The sequence below is a fragment of the Clostridium sp. chh4-2 genome, assembly GCF_002899675.1.
Taxonomy (GTDB): domain Bacteria; phylum Bacillota; class Clostridia; order Lachnospirales; family Lachnospiraceae; genus CHH4-2.
Genome location: NZ_PKUU01000011.1, coordinates 1 through 17,896, shown reverse-complemented (window position 1 = coordinate 17,896; position 17,896 = coordinate 1). Strand labels below are relative to the sequence as shown.

The window sequence follows — 17,896 nt, the reverse complement described above, 5'->3', positions numbered from 1 at the left end:
TTTCTTATAGTTTTAAACCGATCGCTTCATTAACATAAGCTGTGATAAAGTCCGGCTTGCGGCCGGTACCATGTCGGTCCGGTATCTCGACGATCAGTGGCAGTTTCCGTTCCAGTTTGACATTGTCAATGATATCTGGAAATTCCCTGCCGAATTTTTCCGTCAGCAATACAATACCGATTTCCTTATCGGCCAGAACCTTATCCAGCTCTTCTTTTAACTGAGCTCTTTCATGAACGACAGCGCCTTCCACCCCTGCCAGGCGCATGCCTGTGTAGGTATCGATGTTGTCGCTGATTAAGTACATCTTCATAGATTACAGCTTACCTAAGATCATAAAGGAAATGATCAGTCCATACAGACAAACACCTTCGGCAAGACCTACGAAGATCAATGATTTACCAAGAATGGAACCGTCTTCACTGATGGCGCCAAGAGCGGCGGAAGCAGCAGCGGATACGGCGATACCGCCGCCGATACATGCAAGGCCGGTGGATAAAGCGGCTGCCAGATAACCCCAGCCGGCAACGCCGGAAGCAGCGGCAGCGGTTTCAGCAGCAACGGCGTCTCCTGAGAACATGAAAATACTGGATACTGCGATAGTAGCAAAGAATAAAAAGATGTTGATGCCTAAGGCTTTTTTATAACGCCCTTTTGTTTTTTCACCGAATGCAAATGCGCCAAACGGAACTACAATGCTAAGGATTAATGCAGCGGCTAATGTGATTTTAACTAATAAACTCATGATAAAGACTCCTTTTCGTATAATTAGATTTTATTAAGGCTTTTGTTGTCCGGTTATGGAGTGCCGGAATTAATTTTTGGCAGACATATTTTTGCCATATGGTTTAAATGCACGTCCGGTACCTCTGTAGAAACGGCTGAACAATTCATAATATTCCAGACGGAGTACCTGAATTCCTACGATCAGTCCCTCCATACCGCACACGAACAGATTACCTAAAATCACAACAATCCAGTTTGGATTGCCGGCTTCCACACCGCCCAGCATCAGCACCACTTCCATCATGGCCGCATGGCTGACAGCGAACGCGCCCACACGGACGAAGGACAGCGTATTTGAAAAATAACTGAGCAGTACTTCAAATAATTCGAAAAATCCCTGGACAAAGAACATGCCTTTTTCCTTTGGCATGACCTTAGCCTTTTTCTCAACAAGGGCGGTAAGCGGTTCCTTGCAGAAAATCACGATCAAAGGAATGACAAACATCACCACTAAAATGATGGTAGCCGGCAGGGCATTGCCTGTCATATAGAGAACTACGGTTAAAACCAGGCTGGCGTAGAATACCAGACCTGCGATTCCGTTGGTGTCAAAAAATGCCTTTTCCCTGTCTTTTGAATGAAGGCTGTTGATGATATTGAGCACCATGGTCAGCATGATAATTCCCATACCGAGAGCGATTGCGACCACAAAAACCGTGTTCAGATTTCCGATGAATGGAAGCTGGGTCATGGCTTCTTTTGGCCTTAACCATACGGCATCTAAAACCGTCTCGAAGCCGAAAACGCTTCCGAACAGGAAACCGAATATGGTGGAAAAGAAACCGCAGCAGGAGATAATCGCCGCCAAACTGGCCTTTTTAAACCGATATAACAAAAATCCGCCTAAGAGCAGGCAAAGACCCTGTCCCACATCTCCGAACATGAAGCCGAAAAGGAAGGAATAGGTGATGCCGATTAAGATGGTAGGATCGATCTCATTGTAAGCGGGAAGGCCATACATGCCGATGAACATCTCAAACGGCCGGAACAGCTGAGGATTCCTCAGTTTGGTTGGAGGCCTGCTGATGATATTATTATCATCGGTTTCCATGATACAGAACGTGTCCTCATCGGTGGAAATCTCTTTCTGGAACTGTTTGGCATCTTTGGCTGACATCCATCCGCACAGAATGTAAAAGGTGTGTTCCCTCTGCTTGGTACATGCAGCCATCTTTCTGACATCAAAATTTTTCGTATATTTCTGCAGCTTTTTATCGGCTGCGGCCAGCTTTTCGCGCTGGGAATTGAGCGCTTCCGTGATCTGGCTGTCAATTTCAGATATGGACTTGTTTAATGCATTGATCTTATCTTCCAGAACGTGAGCCGCTTCGCTGGGCGTTCCTTCATATTCATCGGGAAGATAAAAACGTTCAAAATGCATGGACGCATAGATCGCATCCACTTTATCCGATATGGTTTCCGGCACAAAGTAAACAGCCCAGACATAATTCTCATCTTCACGGCATTTACAGAGCACCGTATCGATGGTGTCGTATACATAGTTGTAAAATTTATCATAATATTCATGAGCGATCCGCCCGAACCGGAATTTAATATACCGGAAATGGAGAATGGAAGTCAGATCATAATTTAACCCGGTAAAGGGCACGATCTTATTCATGGAATCCTGAAGCGCGGCAATCTGATTCTGATAATCCTCTTTTTGTGCTACCAGGCTGTTCAGTTCACTGTCCAAAGTGCTTACAAACTGAACCGCTTCTTCCACAGATATATCATCTTCGGAAACGTCCGGCACATCCTTCAAAGCGCCCAGCAGTTCAGCGGAACGCTGGCTTATATTTTTATATGGATTTGCCTCCACATAAGGCCTCAAGTCTTTCACCGTTTTAAGTTCGGACAGAGCATTTTCCAAATGAATCTCATATTTGGAAAGGTATTGTTCGACCACTCTGTCGATATCTTCCTTAGGCCCGGTGATACTCAAGAATTTCATCTTTTCAATCACAGGTGTAAACCTCCTTTGCTAGTTTCTGGCTGCCAGCGAATAGATTTCTGCTGGGTCAAGGCCATAACGTATCCCCTCAATTAGAGTTATAATTTTGTTGATTTCCTGCTCTTTAAAATAAAGATAAGTATTTAAAGAGGCGATGGAATACGGATTCCGTTGACGGGTCAGAGAATGAATCCGGTCTAAAACTTTTGCATACAGTTCTTCCAGATCAGGATATTCTGAAAGGTTGGAAATGCTCAAGTTTCCATAGTAAGTATTTTTAAGAAGGGAATAAAATTCTTCTATGGAAGCGGCTTCAGCCAGTCTGATGATGTCAGCCTTTTTCAGGCGGTAATAGATCGGTATCAGAAGGGCGTAGATATCTGCCGGAGCAAGCTCATAATATTTCTTGGACCGGTAGATCCACTGGAGGTTTAAAAGATCCAGTTTTGTACCAAAACACTGGGCAAGAATTTTCTGTTCGGATTTGGACAGATATTTATTCTTGATTTTCCAGATAGCTTTAAAATAGTAAAGGTCCAGCTGCATTTCATAATCAAATAGCGTAGGTGAATCTGTATTCTCTATATGGGTGAGCAGGTCAAAAAACGGAGTGCCGCTTAAATTGGCAATCAGCTCATTCATGTCCTGGGAAGTGGATAGTTTGATCAAATCAAGATTAGAATGTTTTTCGAAAAATTCACGAAACATAGATAAATCCAGATCAATCTCTCTGTGATCCAGAGCGCTTCGCAGACACCGTTTCAGGATAGCCACCTCATAATGCATGAAGTACAGATCCAGAAACTTGCGTTGTGATAAATTGGAAAACCGGTAAAGCTTAGTAAAATCCTGATATTTGGACAAAACCAGCAGTTCTTCAATGGTAGCGCGATGCAGTTCCTGATCTTCCAGGCCCGAAAATATGGATGTATAAGCAGGCTGGTGTTTCAGGTATTCCACAGCTTCCGGAACAGAATTCAGGGACGCCATCTCGTGAAACTGGGCATCGGATATGAAATTGCGTTCCATGGCTCTGACCTTTGTGGTGAGGCCGCTGTAAGATAAAAGGCTTCCCATACGCTACTCCTTTATCATAGACTGGAATAATTCTTTAGCATATGAACGATGGTTTTCGTGGTAGCTTTCTTCCATCCGCTTCAGAAGTTGTTCGGCGTCTGATCGTTGTTTTTCCAGTTTAGACTGCATTGTAGTTTCCATCTGAGCTCTTAAATCAGTGACTTTTTTGGCAGTTTCGGCTTCCAGAGCGACGTCGAAGTCAGATGCCTTCTTTTCCATCTCAGAAGCAAACTCTTTTTTACGGGCATTGGCAGCTTCCATGATAGAAACTGCGTTCTGCTCGATTTCGGATAATTTGTTGATGACGTTATCCACAGTTATCCCTCCTTGCCTAATTATAGTTTCATGATGCATATATAAATAAGAAGTTATACATCATATAAGTGCTACTTTATCATAATACTCCTTTTTGTGAAAAATGCTATAGTGATTTTTTATAAAAATAAATTTTTAACAATCTTTTCACACACAAAAACGCCGAATAAGTATCGATATACTGATATTTATCCGGCGCTTTTTTATGTAAAATGCTATTCTTTTGTCAAATACTGGCTGGCGACATAGGCTTCTGTACCATTATAGTCGATAATTGCCCATTCGTCGTTATAGGCACCTTTATAAGTAACCTCTGTTCCGGGAGGCAGTGCTCCCAGCTTTTCTCCGCTGGTGGACGGTTCTTTTCTGACGTTCAGAGTATCGGTTGTCTTATAAATCTCACGAGCCAGGGTTTCGGTTGGAACGCTTTCCGTTTCAGGAGGCGTGGTCTCAACAACCTGTTCCGTGGTAGTGGGTTCTGTTGTAGTCTCCTTTTCAGAGCCTTTTCCCGGTTTAATAAACTTAACCACTGCAGCGATAAATGCGATGCAGAGTATTAAAATAACGATCTTTAAAATCGTCTGCTGATTGATGGACGGGCCGCCCTTTTGTGCAGGCCGCTTTCTGCTCTTCGATGATCTGGAACCGCCTGCGCTGCCTGATGGCCTGCGTCTTGCGCGGTAGTCATTGGAAAACGTATAAACTTCCTGGGAAAGCAGATGATATGCCTGATTGGCATCGTAAGCGTTGTCGCTGCCTTCGTGAATGGCTTTATTACCAAGTATGCGGATCTTATGATAGTGCTCAGATGTGGTTTTTGTAATCCACTTTCCAAGATATAATTCATCGATAGTACTGCTCAAATCACCATCAACGATACATGCCCTTTCTCCAAGGCACCGAACCATGTATTCAAGAGTCTGACGAGCTTTTACCATAGCGAGGTTATATTGCTTTTGTCCAATGAGGCGCTCTGTCTCTTTGACTCCTTTTTGAATTTTATCCCAACTGTTGCTTGTATCTACATTAGCCATAGATATCCTCCTTTGCACAAATGCTTTGAAGCCTAACATGATTATACTCGATATTTGTCGATTCTGCACGTAAAATTTTTACATTGTAAGATAAATGTAAATACTACCATATGCGTGACAGTTGAGCCTTCCGATACCTGCGCGGGCTCCGGCCGTTTCCATGGCCGTTCCTATGACTTTGCAGGGTATTAGCGATTCTTAATGCGCAGAATTTTTCGTTCAAGGAAAATGTCCACTTGTTTGAGTGCAGCGAGTTTGGACATTTTCCTTGGTTTTTAGAAAAATCCTGCACATTTAGATTCGCTTATGCCCGAAACCGGAATAGGAACGGCCATGGAAACGGCCGGAGCCCGCGCAGGTATCGGAAGGTTCAACTGTTACCATAATGTTAAGTCTCAATTATCAAAAACTTGCAAACAAAGCGGTGGAATGGTAGAATGTGTACAGATACGAACCAGGCAATTTCAGATTATTACAGTTGGAGGAACGACTATGAGACTACGCCACATTCCCGGCGCTGAAGAAGAGATAGAGAAGAGCCCTTATGTGGTTCATAACCCGGAAGAGAAAAAAGGACAGTGGGCAGATGTATTTGGCAATAACAACCCGATTGAGATAGAAGTCGGCATGGGCAAAGGAAAGTTTATTATGGAACTGGCCCGTCTAAACCCAGGCATCAATTATATAGGAATTGAACGGTATTCCAGCGTTTTGCTCCGGGGACTTCAAAAGAGGGAGGAAATGGAACTGGGCAATCTGTATTTCATGTGCGTGGATGCCAAGGAGCTGGCCCAGTATTTTGAAAAAGGAGAGGTTTCCAGAATATATCTGAACTTTTCCGATCCATGGCCAAAAGACCGCCACGCCAAACGCCGTTTGACTTCTCCGGAATTTATGAAAGTATACGACCAGATTCTGAAACAGGATGGTCTGGTTGAATTTAAGACGGACAACACGGGCTTGTTTGATTATTCACTGGAATCAGTACCTCAGGCGGGCTGGGAGATTCTCCGATACACAAAGGATCTCCATCACAGCGATATGGCAGAGGGCAATGTGATGACGGAATATGAGACGAAATTTGCGTCGGAAGGGAAGCCGATCTGCAAATTAGTGGCAATGAGAGAATCCCGCGGCATATAATAGTAGAAAGCTTCTATCGTGGTGATGTTATGGCTATGCGGGATAATCTTACAAAAAAGCTGTCACAGGCGACCGTGGACAAAATTGAACTGAACCGTCAGGTGCTGAAACTGAAAAAATCATTTGACGAAGCGGAAAAAGCCCTGAATGCGGGTAAGCGAAAAAAAGAAAAATAAATTAAAGGAGACAGAAGACATGATTTTAAAATTAACAAGTGATAACTTCGATTCTTACGTTACAGAATCTGATGTGCCGGTGCTGGTGGACTTTTATGCGGACTGGTGCGGCCCCTGCAAGATGATGGCCCCAGTGGTGGAGGCTTTAGACGCGGAATATGAGGGGCGCGTTAAATTTGCTAAAGTCGATATCGATGTGAGCGACGATATCGCTATGAAATATGGCATAATGTCTATTCCCACCTTTATTGTATTTAAGAACGGTGATGTTAAAAAGAAATTTATTGGTGTAACGGATAAGAAAGAATTAGCCGGCGCTTTAGACGAAAATCTTTAATAAAGCAAAAAAAGTAAAAATTTGAAAAAAAGGGTTGACTTTTTTTCGACATTGCACTACAATAATGTTCGTGTCACTTAACTTAGTAAAGTGATGCGGACATAAGCGCCTTTAGCTCAGTTGGTAGAGCAGTAGACTCTTAATCTATTTGTCCAGGGTTCGAGTCCCTGAAGGCGCATTCGAAAGTTCTGTTTTGGTAGACTGTGAGCTGCCGGGACGGGGCTTTTTTTTGTATTTACAAGGGTTCCCAGACTTTCAGTAATCCATGAATAGCAACTTTATAAGCATTTTCTTTATAATAAATCAACCCATTTTTAAACCATTTCCTAGACATATATCAAGATGCGAAATACTATTTTCAGCAGCTATAATCTCATGGGCAAAGTGTTCATATTTTTTAGTTGTTTCAATACTTTCATGACCCATAAGGATGCTTAAATCATATACATCAGACTTCCCCGTTATGCGTACATGATCGATACAATAATTGGTAGCAAAGTTATGACGGAGCTTGTGAGAGGACAGCTTAAAAGGCAACTGTTTTTCTAAACGGTTTACAAATAGCCTTACAGCGTTACCAGACAATACGTTACCCCTACGGTCTAAAAATACATAAACATTATCAGTAAATGGACATGAATTTAAATAATCATCCATTAGTGAAAGCGCAAATTTACCTAATGGAACCATACGATCTTTAGCCCCTTTACCAGTGACTTTCATAACCATACGATCACGGTCAATATCAGATTTTAATAATCCGCAAACTTCACATTGACGTAATCCAGAATCAAGCATTAAGGCAATAATAGCACGGTTCCTTGCCGTAATCCATTTTACCGATGTTTTTACCAGAGAAAAGACAAGCTGTAGTTCACTGTCATTGTAAATATGGACGTTTTTCTTGGGAGGTTTCGGAACCTTAATTCTAGCAGGATCAAATTTTAAACCATATTCTGTATGTGCCCACCTAAGAAATATACGGTCATTACGAATGTAGGACGATATAGTACCCTTTGATATAGGCTTTTTATAAAGATCAAGGATATATTTGGTAACCAGGTCATAAGAAAGCGTTTCTAAAGGCATTTCTGAGCCTAGATAAGCAACTATAAGAGATATTGTAGCTCGGTAATTCTGTATACTATCCTCAGCAAGTCCAGCAAGACGTTTTTGAAAAAGAAATTCTTCCAAAGCTTGTGCCAAAGTCATAATATTCCTCCAGAAGCAGACTGCATAATCTCAACATGATGCTTTTTCAAGCGAGTTGAGCCAGCCTTCACTAATTTATATATATAATCAATAGAACCGCCCTCAGATATCACAACAGCGGCCAGAGTAGGAGCTACTTGTTTACCAAGCCATATTTTTTTGTCCTCGAGTGTCTTAATTTCCTTAGGACAATACAAAGATAGCTTAGAAATACCCCCGATAAACAACAGCCATTTTTCAGAGGTTGTACAACGATCAATCCTTACATTATCCAGAACAATTAATCGGAGATAGTTTGACAAGATGCCAAATACAACATCTGAAATAGAATGTCCAGAAAGTATAAGGTCAACCGCCTTAACTGCACGTGATTGTTTCAATTCCAATTCCCAACGAACCCAGGGATATTCAATAATAGGCTGGCCTGATAAAAGAAGCGCCTTATTTAGTTCTAATTGTTTATCATATACACGGAGCATAATTTCACTTGTACGGCTTCCCATATAAACGGTATAGCCTGAAATCTCATTACCGTGTTTATAATCATCCATACGGCGCCAGCTTCTGAATTTAGAAACATAATTACCAGACGATAAAATATCAACAAGTTCTGAAAGCGTATAAAAATTAGCCCCAATATCATCAATAGCAAGATCAATTCTTGTAATGTGCCCACAACTTTTAATACGTGCAAGAAAATCACATAATACCGTAGAATCAAACGAATCAGCCTTATACGCTACATTACCAAAAGGAGTATCAGTCAAACGAGACATCATAAAATGATCAATCATATCCGAAATAGCTGAACCGGAAACATCCACATGAATACCCATACCATCTTGACCGTCATACTGAACAGAAATTGGATAAAAACAATGTCGCATCTGAGAGCGATAACCGTTAAGCCCTTTGGGTAAAACTTGAAAATCAGAAACAGAATATCCCATCATGGAAATAGCCATATTTACATTACATGGTTCTTCTAAAGTCCAGGACAGCCAGTCAACAACAAGTCTAAGGCCATTTTGAACACTGAAAGAATTTCCTAAATTCATAATAAATATTTCACCTCCATGGAATTACTACCCCCGTATTACTGTACGGGGGTGCGCCGAACTGAATCGGCAACCAGAAAAAATGAGTATTAAGTGTTTATACTGTCAAGTAAGAGGGAGCGGTCTCGCGGCCGTTGGCTCGCGAGACCTCGCCCTCCCATCCATACCAACCAGCCGAATCATACAAACCAAACAAACAATCAAACAAACCAACCAACAAAAACCAACCTATTCAATCCAATCGTAATTAAGAAACCCTTCTCCACAAGAAACATGAACAGGAGAGCCAAACATGTTACAGAAACGGGAACAAATAATATCATTCAACAATACATCCTCATCCATGGAATAATCACTATCAGGAACATTATAAAGATCACGGACATTCACATCAAACCACATTTTCTTATACCGACATACTAATTCCAAATTGCTAAGAGCATTTAACTCACAAAAAATCTCTGAATATGTACGAATCACAATTAACCCTCCTCAACCATCCAAAAAAGATATATTTGCGCCAAGAAGAAATAGCAAGGCAAGCTTACTAATTCTTCCCGGCTTTATTAAGTTGTTCCGTTTAATGGGGAAATCACCGCCACAGACGATGAAAGAATGGAAAGCTGGTTACCAATGCACCAAAAACAACCGCTTGAACAAAAAATCAGATCATGATACAATTATAAAAGTAAGCATATTACACAACAATAGTAAGTGCAAAGTTGGCTATAAGTAAGCATACCTTCGTTGAATTTATCTTATCATAGGTAAGCTGACTTTGCAACTACTTTTTTACAAAATTGAAAGGGGAAAAACATGCCATCTAAATTACCAGTAATACGAGCCAATACCACCGATAATAATATTATTAAAATGAAAACAATAGCCAAACATAACAAAAGAAGCCTAGCAAAAGAATTAGAATATATCATAGAGAAACATATTGCGGAATTTGAAGCAGAACATGGAGAAATTACTATAGACTGGATGTCACCAAAAGAAATTGTACAAGATATAAATGACCGAATTGAAGGAAATCCCCCATATGAAAAATAAGCCCTTGATTCACCACATGTAAACAAAACGCGATGAATATCAACCGCCAGAAATCTGGCACTATGGGCGATCAAGGAAAAAGCAGATATTTCAACCGCTACGAACCATCATAAGCATAGGATACATCTTCCACTACTTCACAAATTAAACATGACCGCCCACAGGGCACCCGGTCATAGGTTTGATGCGTATATAGTCTCTAAATACCGTCAAACACAATCCGCAAGGAAACAGTACGATTAATTTGTTGCGTAAAACGGTATTAAAGTAGCGGGGTAGGAAAATAGACCTGATCCTCCTACTCCCTAACTGTATTAACATGGAAATTATAACACGTCGATAACCGGATCATATTTTCCAACCCCTTAATTTGATGCGAATACAGTGCCCGGCATCATCAAATACGATCCGCATGAAACACTGATTTTGAAACACTTGTTCGAGACTCTTAATCTATTTGTCCAGGGTTCGAGTCCCTGAAGGCGCATTTGAAAGTTCTGTTTTGGTAGACTGTGAGCTGCCGGGACGGGGCTTTTTTTTGCGTATATAAGTGTCGGCTTTTATAAGGTATAATAGTTGTGCAGTCTACCCTATACCGTCAGCGGAAAGGGGGTACTGTATAACAGATATATTCAATTTCCTTGTTGCGGTCATGGTAAGTGTAGCTGGTTATTACATATGCGAATGGTTAGATCGGAACAATAAAGACAGTTAGCCTAAAAGAAACCCCGGAGACTGGCATCTCTGGGGTTTCGCTTTGTACTGCATAACAATATTCAATTGTTTCACGATAAATGTATGGCGGAGCAGCTTTAAGTTAATCAATATGTCCAGGATTCGAGCCCCTGAAGGCGCATTTTCGATAAAATCTAAAAACGAGACCGGGTTACTAAAATATTTATGTAAACAACATCATCAAATAATTCTCCCGGCTATAATTCACATTCCCCATCAAATAGTTTTAATTGCCCCATAGTTTTCTTTTCCGCAGGATGGATTACCGGAATGCGCTCCCCGGCTTCAGCCATTTTCTTTTTCAGTTTTTCAGCCAGAACCAAGCATACAGATTCATGGGCGCTGGAGTGGATCAGATTGTGCAGTTCATAGGGATCGTGTTCTAAATCATATAAGAAGGTTTCCGTATACTCATCGCTGCAGGAATCCTGAATAGGGTGTTTGTCCAGGGCTTCAATGGAATATTTCCATCGGTCTGTCCGGATAGCTCTTCCCACCTGGCTTTCGCTTATTTGAATGAAGATATCATTTTCGGCCGGTTTCTGCTTTTTATGAAGAATATAAGGCATAATGGAATGCCCCTGCATGTCTTCTGGTACCTTTAGCCCGCAGGCATCAATCAGTGTGGGAGCAACATCTGCCAGACTCACCTTTTCACGCAGCTTTCCTCCGCCTGTGAATGGGCCGCCATAAAATGACAGAGGAATTCGTATGGAGCTTTCGTGGCAGGAACGTTTGTATTCTTTATTCCTTGTTTTAAAATGGCATCCGTGATCTGTGGAGTAAACCAGGATTGTGTTTTCCGACATGCCCAGACTTTTTAATGCATCCTGTATTCGTCCAAGATCTTCGTCAAGACGCTTTATCATTCCGTAATACCCGCCTAAATGTTCCCAAGCAGTTCCTTTCAGGGCGCCTAAATCCGGCGGCATATATCCGGGCGGCATATGTTTATAGACATCCGGAGCGGGAAAATCGTCATAGCAATTTTGAAAATGCGGTTCTAAAAATGACAGGAATAAGAAGAATGGTTTCTCCTCATTTTTTCTTTCATTAAGAAAGCGGATTGCCGCATCGGTTAATGCATCTGCCCGGTAGCCTGGGAGTTCTACAGGCTGATTATCATTATCATATAAAAGAGTGTGATAGGAAGTGGATGTATGTTCCAGTGAATTTGCCCCCAGCCACCATTGATACCCGCCGCGCTGATCTTTAGGAACCGCATTCTTTCCATCCGCCAAATGCCATTTTCCGATATATCCGGTAAAATATCCGGCCTCGTTAAAGTAATCAGCCATTGTCTTGTGTTCCTTTGAAAGAACGATGCCATTGCGGTAATTTCCCGTGGTAGTAGCATATTTTCCCGTCTGCAGAACAGCTCTGGCAGGACCGCATACGGGCTGCGGCGTAAATGCCCGTTCTGCATAAGTACCGTCTATGGACATGCGGTCAAAATTGGGGGTCAGGCCGCATGGATTGTGGCCCATACCGGTGGAATCATAACGCTGTTGATCGGTAAAAAAGAACAGTATATTATTTTTCATTTAGGACGCCTTTCTTATATTGGTAAATGTTTCTGTTTGAGAGTATTCTAGCACCCGGTTATGATGAAGAAAATAGAATATGGTTTTTTGGCCTGTAATCACTGGTTTTGTCCCTTAACACAGCGGATGGAAAGACTTAGAATGAAGTTACGAATATTAGGAGATTCGCAGATTGAAAGAATCGAAAGAAAGGCTGAAAACATGAAAATAGACAGAAAAAAATTGATTGCCCAATATAATCCTAATCTGGCAGATATCGATACATCTTCGCCCCTCACAGTCGGAAATGGAGAATTTGCATTTACAGCGGATGTTACGGGACTTCAATCTCTTTATGAGGACTATAAGAAGGATTGCCCGCTTTGCACAATGTCCCAATGGGGATGGCATACCACTCCTGTCAGTGACACGTTATATAGTTACACATTGAAGGATCTTGAAATGACGGAATTTTCCTATCAGGGGAGAACGTTAAAATATCCGAAAGACAAGAAGCCTGGAAATGAGCAAGTATACCAGTGGCTCAGACAGAATCCTCACAGGCTGAATTTGGGCAGAATAGGTCTTTTATACCATAACGAGGAGATCGTGCCGGAAAAATTATCTGATATTCAACAGGAATTAAATTTATATGAGGGCAAAATGGCGAGCGCTTACAGCATTGAAGGAGTGCCGTTTAAAACGGAGACATGCAGTGACAGCGAGACAGACACATTGGGTTTGCGCTTATTCAGCAGGCTGCTGTCAGAAAGAGCTGTATCGGTATGTATATCATTTCCCTATGGATCACCCGATATTACGGCTTCTGATTGGATGAGTGAATCACGCCATACTACAGACATAGTAACCCGGACCGGTAAAAAAATTGTATTAAAAAGGATTCTGGACAGGGATGTTTATTATGTGACAATCCAAAGCGGCGAAAATGTGGAATTTGATGTGGGAGAGACAAACAGACATATTCTGAAGGTTTATGCGCTGCGGGACGAACTGCAGCTGACAATTACTTTTTCTAAAGAGGTGCCGGAACAGGATATGGAGTGTGGCAGAGTTTTTAACAACGCAAAAGAATATTGGAAGTCTTTTTGGGAAAATGGGGGGATGGTGCAGCTAACGGGAGATTCTGATAATGATAAAAGGCCGGAAGAGCTGCAAAGACGGATTTTGCTTTCTATGTATCTGTCGGCAGTTAACTGTGCAGGTTCCATGCCTCCTCAGGAAACAGGTTTGATTTGCAGCAGCTGGTATGGAAAGATGCATTTGGAAATGCATTTTTGGCACAGCGCCTGGATGCCGCTGTGGAATCACGGGGAGCTGTTGGAGCGAAGCATGCCTTGGTATCTGGATCACATGGAACAAGCCAGGGAAAATGCGGTACGTAATAATTTCAAAGGTATCAGGTGGCCTAAAATGGTGGCATATGACTGTGTGGACAGCCCTTCAGATATTGCGCCTCTGCTGATTTGGCAGCAGCCTCATATTATATTTATGCTGGAACTGCTTTACAGAAATGGCCCGAAAACCGAATTTTTACAAAAGTATTGGGATCTTGTGAATGAAACGGCAATCTTTATGGCAGATTTCACTGTGTATGATGCGGACGATAAAAAATATGATTTATTGCCGCCCATCATTCCCGTTCAGGAATGCCATAAGGCTGAAGTCAGCAAAAATCCGTCGTTTGAGGTGGAATACTGGAGGTATGGACTTTTTATCGCTGCCCAATGGGCAGAAAGACTGGGAAAAGATCCGGATAAGAAATGGATAGATATTTATAAAAATATGAGGGAAGTTAAAAAAATAGAGGATTTATATCCGGCCCATGAAAACTGTGAAGATACATTTACTGCCTTTAATATGGATCATCCTTCCATGCTCGGGATGCTGGGTGTCCTTCCATCCGGGCGCATAGATAAAAGAATCATGGAAAAAACATTGGAAAAAGTACTTCAGGAATGGCAGTATGAAACCTTATGGGGATGGGATTTTGCTGTGATGGCAATGACTGCTGCAAGACTAGGTAAGCCGGAACTGGCGGTAGACTGCCTTTTAAAAGAGACCGCCAAAAATGATTACGTTGCCAGCGGTAATAACAGACAAAAAACAAGAGAGGATCTGCCGTTGTATCTGCCGGGAAACGGAAGTCTTCTTCTGGCGGTAGCGATGATGGCAGCAGGATGTGACGGAGAGCCAAAGAACGCCTCGGGATTCCCCGATTCATGGAAAGTTATTTATGAAAATATCAATCCATATGTTTAAGAATAGGAGATAGGTAAATTGTGAATAATCGTGAATTAAAGTTGGGAATGCAGCCGTTCTGGTTTTGGAATGGTGAGATTGAAAATGAAGAGCTTGTCAGGCAGATACTGGAGATGAAACAAAAGGGAATTCCTGGTTTTATGATTCATCCAAGACAGGGAATGGAAATCCCCTATATGTCAAAACTATATTTTGATAAAGTCCGCCTTGCCGTGGAGACGGCCAGGGACAATGATATGGAGGTATGGATTTATGATGAATACCCATATCCAAGCGGTATCTGTGGAGGTGAGGTGATATTGGATCACCCGGAATATCTGTGCAAACGGTTAAAACGAGTGGTTCAGGTTGTGGAAGGAGGGCAGGAAATAAAGCTGTTTGCGCCCTGGGGAAAAGTCATTTTAGCAAGAGCCTACCGCATAAAAGGCGGTGGCTTCAGCCTTGATGATTATGTGGATATTGGACAATATGTTGGAACGGGATATCAACAGGAGATTTTTCAGTACAGCGGCCTTACCAAATACAATAAAAAGCGGTATTTCACCGGTGATCTGGGAAAACTTTTGTGCTGGACGCCTCCCAAAGGCACATGGAAAATCTATTTTGTAACGGAAGTGGTGCTGGATCATTTCAAATACTTCGAAAACTTTATAGACACCATGAATCCCGACGCAGTTAAATATTTTATAAAGTTATCTCATGAAAGGTATAAGCAGGCTGTTGGTGATGAGTTTGGGAAGACAATAAAAGGTTTTTTTACGGATGAGGTCACGGCATTTCCCGATAAAGAACCCTGGTCTGTCAATCTTCCCGGCAAAATTATGGAACGGTATGGAATCGATTTGATTTCCTGCCTTCCTGCCTTGTGGGAAGACATGGGTGAAATTTCTTCGAAGGTGAGGTTTGCCTATTGGAATACGGCAACGGACTGTTTTATTGAAAGTTATGATAAGCAGGTCTATGACTGGTGTGAGAACAATCATCTGCTATACATCGGGGAAAAGCCAATTATGCGGAGCAGGGAGTTAAAATACGTACATATACCGGGGATTGATGCAGGCCATCAAAAGGTTGGAAGTCCTGCCAAGATAGTCAGCGAAAGATATCGGTCCAATGGCAAGATGATCAGTTCAGCAGCCCATTTTTACGATAAACCGGCTGCACTGTGTGAAGCCGGACACAGCATCGGATGGGGCATGACAATGCAGGATTTAAAATGGATTTTTGACTGGCTGGCAGTGCAGGGCGTGGATTTTTATGTAATACACGGATTTTTTTATACCACGGACGGACTGAAAAAGCACGATGCCCCGCCGTCTGCTTTCTTTCAGATGCCATGGTGGGAAGACGCATCCTGTCTTATAAAATATGCCGCAGGTTTATCAGATTTTTTGCAGTCGTTAAAAAAGGAAATTAAGATATTGGTTATTGACCCGGTAACCTCCTGCTGGACATCGTCTAAAGAAGAGCAGGTTTTACTGAAAGAAGATTTTGCCGCGATGCAGAACCAAATGCTCTGCCAAGAGTTAGACTATTACATTATTGATCCGGAACTTCTGGCTTCCGGAGGCGTGAGGGTTAATCAGGGAAAAACAGAACTTTTTGTCCATGATGAAGGATACGAAATTCTGGTATTGCCTCCTATGCGGAATCTGGAAGCGGATGCCTGCAAAAAAATTGTGGAATTCGCGTCGAAAGGCGGAAAAATATGTTCGTTATCCGGTATCCCATTTGAAAAAATAGAAGATTCGGATAAGATAAAAGAGTTGGAGACTCTGTTTGAGCTGAATGGACAGGAGATATGGAGATCTTACATAAATAGGGATCTCAAACAGTCAAAGAGCACAGGAACAGTTTTTTATGCTGCCGAATTAGAAGATTTGATTACATGGCTTAAAAAAGCCTGTCCCAGCCGCTGGCAGATCAGACCTTTAGATAGCCTGAAACGGAAAGGCCTTCCAAGTATTTATGGAACCGATAAAACCGGTCGCGATGTGCTTTTTTTAGTGAATACTTCCCCCAACGAGCGAAACATGGAAATCCGTGATCCTGACGGTAAAGTAAGAATCATAACGCTGTCACCTTATGAATCAAAAATTATTACAACAGAAAAACCAAAGGAACCGAATCTGTTGACAGTGTCTCTGGAAGACAATATGGAATTTTCAATAAATAATTTTAATGCATTGCGGCTATCAGCCTGGACAGCAGCGCTGCCTGATGGGCAGGAAAGAATCACAGAGGCTGCTCCTATCATCGACCAATTGGAAACAGCCGGTTTTCTCAGGCCGGTTTGTCAAAAAAAGTATTTCGGATGCCCGAAAGAACTGGAATTTGAAAAGACACAGGTTCGATATTATACGGAGTTTTGTGTCAGCAGCATTTTGAAGCAAAAAAACATACCCATCTATTTAGTCATGGAACCGGGAACGTTTTTGGGAGACTGGCAGATACAAATCAATGGCCACGTACTAGAAAAAGAAAAATTCACCAGGAAGCATATCTACTTAAATACAAATTTAGCCGCGGATGTAAAAGACCTGATTTGCGCAGGAGAAAACAAAATTGAAGTAACTGTTCAGACTGATGTTTCCTATGGCGGTATGAGGAATCCAATCTATCTGTTTGGTGATTTTCAAGTATATGCAAGAGATCAAAAGTGGACCCTCTTTCCGCCGGTCAAGAAAGGTGGGATGAAAGATATGAAAGAACTGGGACTGCCCTTTTACTATGGAGAAATCATCTTTACAACACATATTTCCCTTTCACCCCAGAATCATAATGCATCCGCCATCAAACTGGATGCGCCCTGGCTTACAGATTCGGTTCGTCTGCGTATCGGCGGTTATGAAACGGAGCCATGCGCCTGGCAGCCATATATTTTTAAAATTCCCGACATAATTAACAAAAAAGCAAAAGTCCCATTAGACATTATAATCAAAACGTCCGCCGCCGCCTTATTTGAAGGCCAACGCTTTAACCAGAAAAACCACGAGTACGAAAATATCCCATCAAATTAATCTATATTGCAAAATTGTTATTTAACGGGGGTGGCGAAGGGGTACGCCCGGAATCGGGATGCGGGGAAGGAAGAGGCGGTCTTTACGGGAACCCGGACGGGGGAAGAATGAAAAAAGGCCAATTGGGATTCGGGATTCGCCCCTAAGTGATACTAAGACCCGCAAGTACAGAAAGAGACAGGATCGCGCC

Annotated in this window: 16 protein-coding genes and 1 tRNA gene; 7 read left to right on the top strand and 10 right to left on the bottom strand. The window is 42.1% G+C overall.

What is annotated here, in order from left to right:
* Positions 1-4: 4 nt before the first annotated feature.
* The 6 genes from C0033_RS13000 to C0033_RS12975 form a co-directional block, all read right to left on the bottom strand.
* Entirely contained in the window at positions 5-313 is a 309-nt protein-coding gene (locus C0033_RS13000; RefSeq protein WP_103228308.1) for a V-type ATP synthase subunit F, read from the bottom strand.
* A gap of 3 nt (positions 314-316) precedes the next feature.
* Positions 317-745 carry an ATP synthase subunit C gene (locus C0033_RS12995; RefSeq protein ID WP_103228307.1) on the bottom strand — a complete coding sequence of 143 codons (429 nt, stop codon included), beginning with the start codon at positions 743-745 and terminating at the stop codon, positions 317-319.
* A gap of 69 nt (positions 746-814) precedes the next feature.
* A complete protein-coding gene (locus C0033_RS12990; RefSeq protein ID WP_103228306.1) occupies positions 815-2,752 on the bottom strand; it encodes a V-type ATPase 116kDa subunit family protein in 1,938 nt (645 codons plus the stop codon).
* 18 nt (positions 2,753-2,770) lie between these two features.
* Positions 2,771-3,817: a V-type ATPase subunit gene (locus tag C0033_RS12985; RefSeq protein WP_103228305.1), complete on the bottom strand. Its 1,047-nt coding sequence runs from the start codon at positions 3,815-3,817 to the stop codon at positions 2,771-2,773.
* Between the two features lie 3 nt (positions 3,818-3,820).
* A complete protein-coding gene (locus C0033_RS12980; protein ID WP_103228304.1) occupies positions 3,821-4,132 on the bottom strand; it encodes an ATPase in 312 nt (103 codons plus the stop codon).
* Between the two features lie 215 nt (positions 4,133-4,347).
* On the bottom strand, positions 4,348-5,166 hold the full coding sequence (locus C0033_RS12975; RefSeq protein WP_103228303.1) for an SH3 domain-containing protein: 819 nt from the start codon (positions 5,164-5,166) through the stop codon (positions 4,348-4,350).
* Positions 5,167-5,658: 492 nt separating this feature from the next.
* On the opposite strand from C0033_RS12975, the gene trmB reads away from it, so the two are divergent.
* From trmB to C0033_RS12960, 4 genes are all read left to right on the top strand, one after another.
* A complete protein-coding gene (trmB, locus tag C0033_RS12970) occupies positions 5,659-6,309 on the top strand; it encodes a tRNA (guanosine(46)-N7)-methyltransferase TrmB (RefSeq protein WP_103228302.1) in 651 nt (216 codons plus the stop codon).
* 29 nt (positions 6,310-6,338) lie between these two features.
* Positions 6,339-6,485 carry a hypothetical protein gene (locus tag C0033_RS27060; protein WP_180994724.1) on the top strand — a complete coding sequence of 49 codons (147 nt, stop codon included), beginning with the start codon at positions 6,339-6,341 and terminating at the stop codon, positions 6,483-6,485.
* Positions 6,457-6,822, top strand: coding sequence for a thioredoxin (trxA, locus tag C0033_RS12965; RefSeq protein ID WP_146043767.1), 366 nt, complete (start codon positions 6,457-6,459; stop codon positions 6,820-6,822). Before C0033_RS27060 ends, trxA begins: the two co-directional genes overlap by 29 nt.
* A gap of 105 nt (positions 6,823-6,927) precedes the next feature.
* Positions 6,928-7,000: transfer RNA gene (locus tag C0033_RS12960), tRNA-Lys, on the top strand.
* A gap of 125 nt (positions 7,001-7,125) precedes the next feature.
* On the opposite strand, the gene C0033_RS12955 is transcribed toward C0033_RS12960, so the two are convergent.
* The 3 genes from C0033_RS12955 to C0033_RS12945 form a co-directional block, all read right to left on the bottom strand.
* Positions 7,126-8,034: a tyrosine-type recombinase/integrase gene (locus C0033_RS12955; protein WP_103228300.1), complete on the bottom strand. Its 909-nt coding sequence runs from the start codon at positions 8,032-8,034 to the stop codon at positions 7,126-7,128.
* The gene (locus C0033_RS12950; protein ID WP_103228299.1) at positions 8,031-9,092 is read right to left on the bottom strand and encodes a replication initiation factor domain-containing protein; all 1,062 of its coding nucleotides are present in this window, start codon (positions 9,090-9,092) and stop codon (positions 8,031-8,033) included. The genes C0033_RS12955 and C0033_RS12950 overlap by 4 nt, the downstream gene beginning before the upstream one ends.
* A gap of 228 nt (positions 9,093-9,320) precedes the next feature.
* Positions 9,321-9,572: a hypothetical protein gene (locus C0033_RS12945; protein ID WP_103228298.1), complete on the bottom strand. Its 252-nt coding sequence runs from the start codon at positions 9,570-9,572 to the stop codon at positions 9,321-9,323.
* A gap of 336 nt (positions 9,573-9,908) precedes the next feature.
* On the opposite strand from C0033_RS12945, the gene C0033_RS12940 reads away from it, so the two are divergent.
* The gene (locus C0033_RS12940; protein WP_103228297.1) at positions 9,909-10,148 is read left to right on the top strand and encodes a hypothetical protein; all 240 of its coding nucleotides are present in this window, start codon (positions 9,909-9,911) and stop codon (positions 10,146-10,148) included.
* 932 nt (positions 10,149-11,080) lie between these two features.
* On the opposite strand, the gene C0033_RS12935 is transcribed toward C0033_RS12940, so the two are convergent.
* Positions 11,081-12,427 carry a sulfatase-like hydrolase/transferase gene (locus tag C0033_RS12935; protein ID WP_103228296.1) on the bottom strand — a complete coding sequence of 449 codons (1,347 nt, stop codon included), beginning with the start codon at positions 12,425-12,427 and terminating at the stop codon, positions 11,081-11,083.
* A gap of 201 nt (positions 12,428-12,628) precedes the next feature.
* Here C0033_RS12935 and C0033_RS12930 point away from each other — a divergent pair, with 201 nt between their 5' ends.
* Both C0033_RS12930 and C0033_RS12925 read left to right on the top strand, forming a co-directional pair.
* Positions 12,629-14,686, top strand: coding sequence for a glycoside hydrolase family 65 (locus C0033_RS12930; RefSeq protein ID WP_180994723.1), 2,058 nt, complete (start codon positions 12,629-12,631; stop codon positions 14,684-14,686).
* A gap of 20 nt (positions 14,687-14,706) precedes the next feature.
* Positions 14,707-17,706 carry a glycosyl hydrolase gene (locus C0033_RS12925; RefSeq protein WP_103228294.1) on the top strand — a complete coding sequence of 1,000 codons (3,000 nt, stop codon included), beginning with the start codon at positions 14,707-14,709 and terminating at the stop codon, positions 17,704-17,706.
* The last annotated feature ends 190 nt before the right edge of the window (positions 17,707-17,896 follow it).

Excerpts from the sequence above, each read along its gene's own strand:
- C0033_RS12955 (WP_103228300.1), bottom strand. The coding sequence starts at position 8,034 with ATGACTTTGGCACAAGCTTTGGAAGAATTTCTTTTTCAAAAACGTCTT.
- C0033_RS12930 (WP_180994723.1), top strand. The coding sequence starts at position 12,629 with ATGAAAATAGACAGAAAAAAATTGATTGCCCAATATAATCCTAATCTG.
- C0033_RS12935 (WP_103228296.1), bottom strand. The coding sequence starts at position 12,427 with ATGAAAAATAATATACTGTTCTTTTTTACCGATCAACAGCGTTATGAT.
- trxA (WP_146043767.1), top strand. The coding sequence starts at position 6,457 with ATGCGGGTAAGCGAAAAAAAGAAAAATAAATTAAAGGAGACAGAAGAC.
- C0033_RS12940 (WP_103228297.1), top strand. The coding sequence starts at position 9,909 with ATGCCATCTAAATTACCAGTAATACGAGCCAATACCACCGATAATAAT.
- C0033_RS12995 (WP_103228307.1), bottom strand. The coding sequence starts at position 745 with ATGAGTTTATTAGTTAAAATCACATTAGCCGCTGCATTAATCCTTAGC.
- C0033_RS12950 (WP_103228299.1), bottom strand. The coding sequence starts at position 9,092 with ATGAATTTAGGAAATTCTTTCAGTGTTCAAAATGGCCTTAGACTTGTT.
- C0033_RS13000 (WP_103228308.1), bottom strand. The coding sequence starts at position 313 with ATGAAGATGTACTTAATCAGCGACAACATCGATACCTACACAGGCATG.
- C0033_RS12975 (WP_103228303.1), bottom strand. The coding sequence starts at position 5,166 with ATGGCTAATGTAGATACAAGCAACAGTTGGGATAAAATTCAAAAAGGA.
- C0033_RS12985 (WP_103228305.1), bottom strand. The coding sequence starts at position 3,817 with ATGGGAAGCCTTTTATCTTACAGCGGCCTCACCACAAAGGTCAGAGCC.
- C0033_RS27060 (WP_180994724.1), top strand. The coding sequence starts at position 6,339 with ATGGCTATGCGGGATAATCTTACAAAAAAGCTGTCACAGGCGACCGTG.
- trmB (WP_103228302.1), top strand. The coding sequence starts at position 5,659 with ATGAGACTACGCCACATTCCCGGCGCTGAAGAAGAGATAGAGAAGAGC.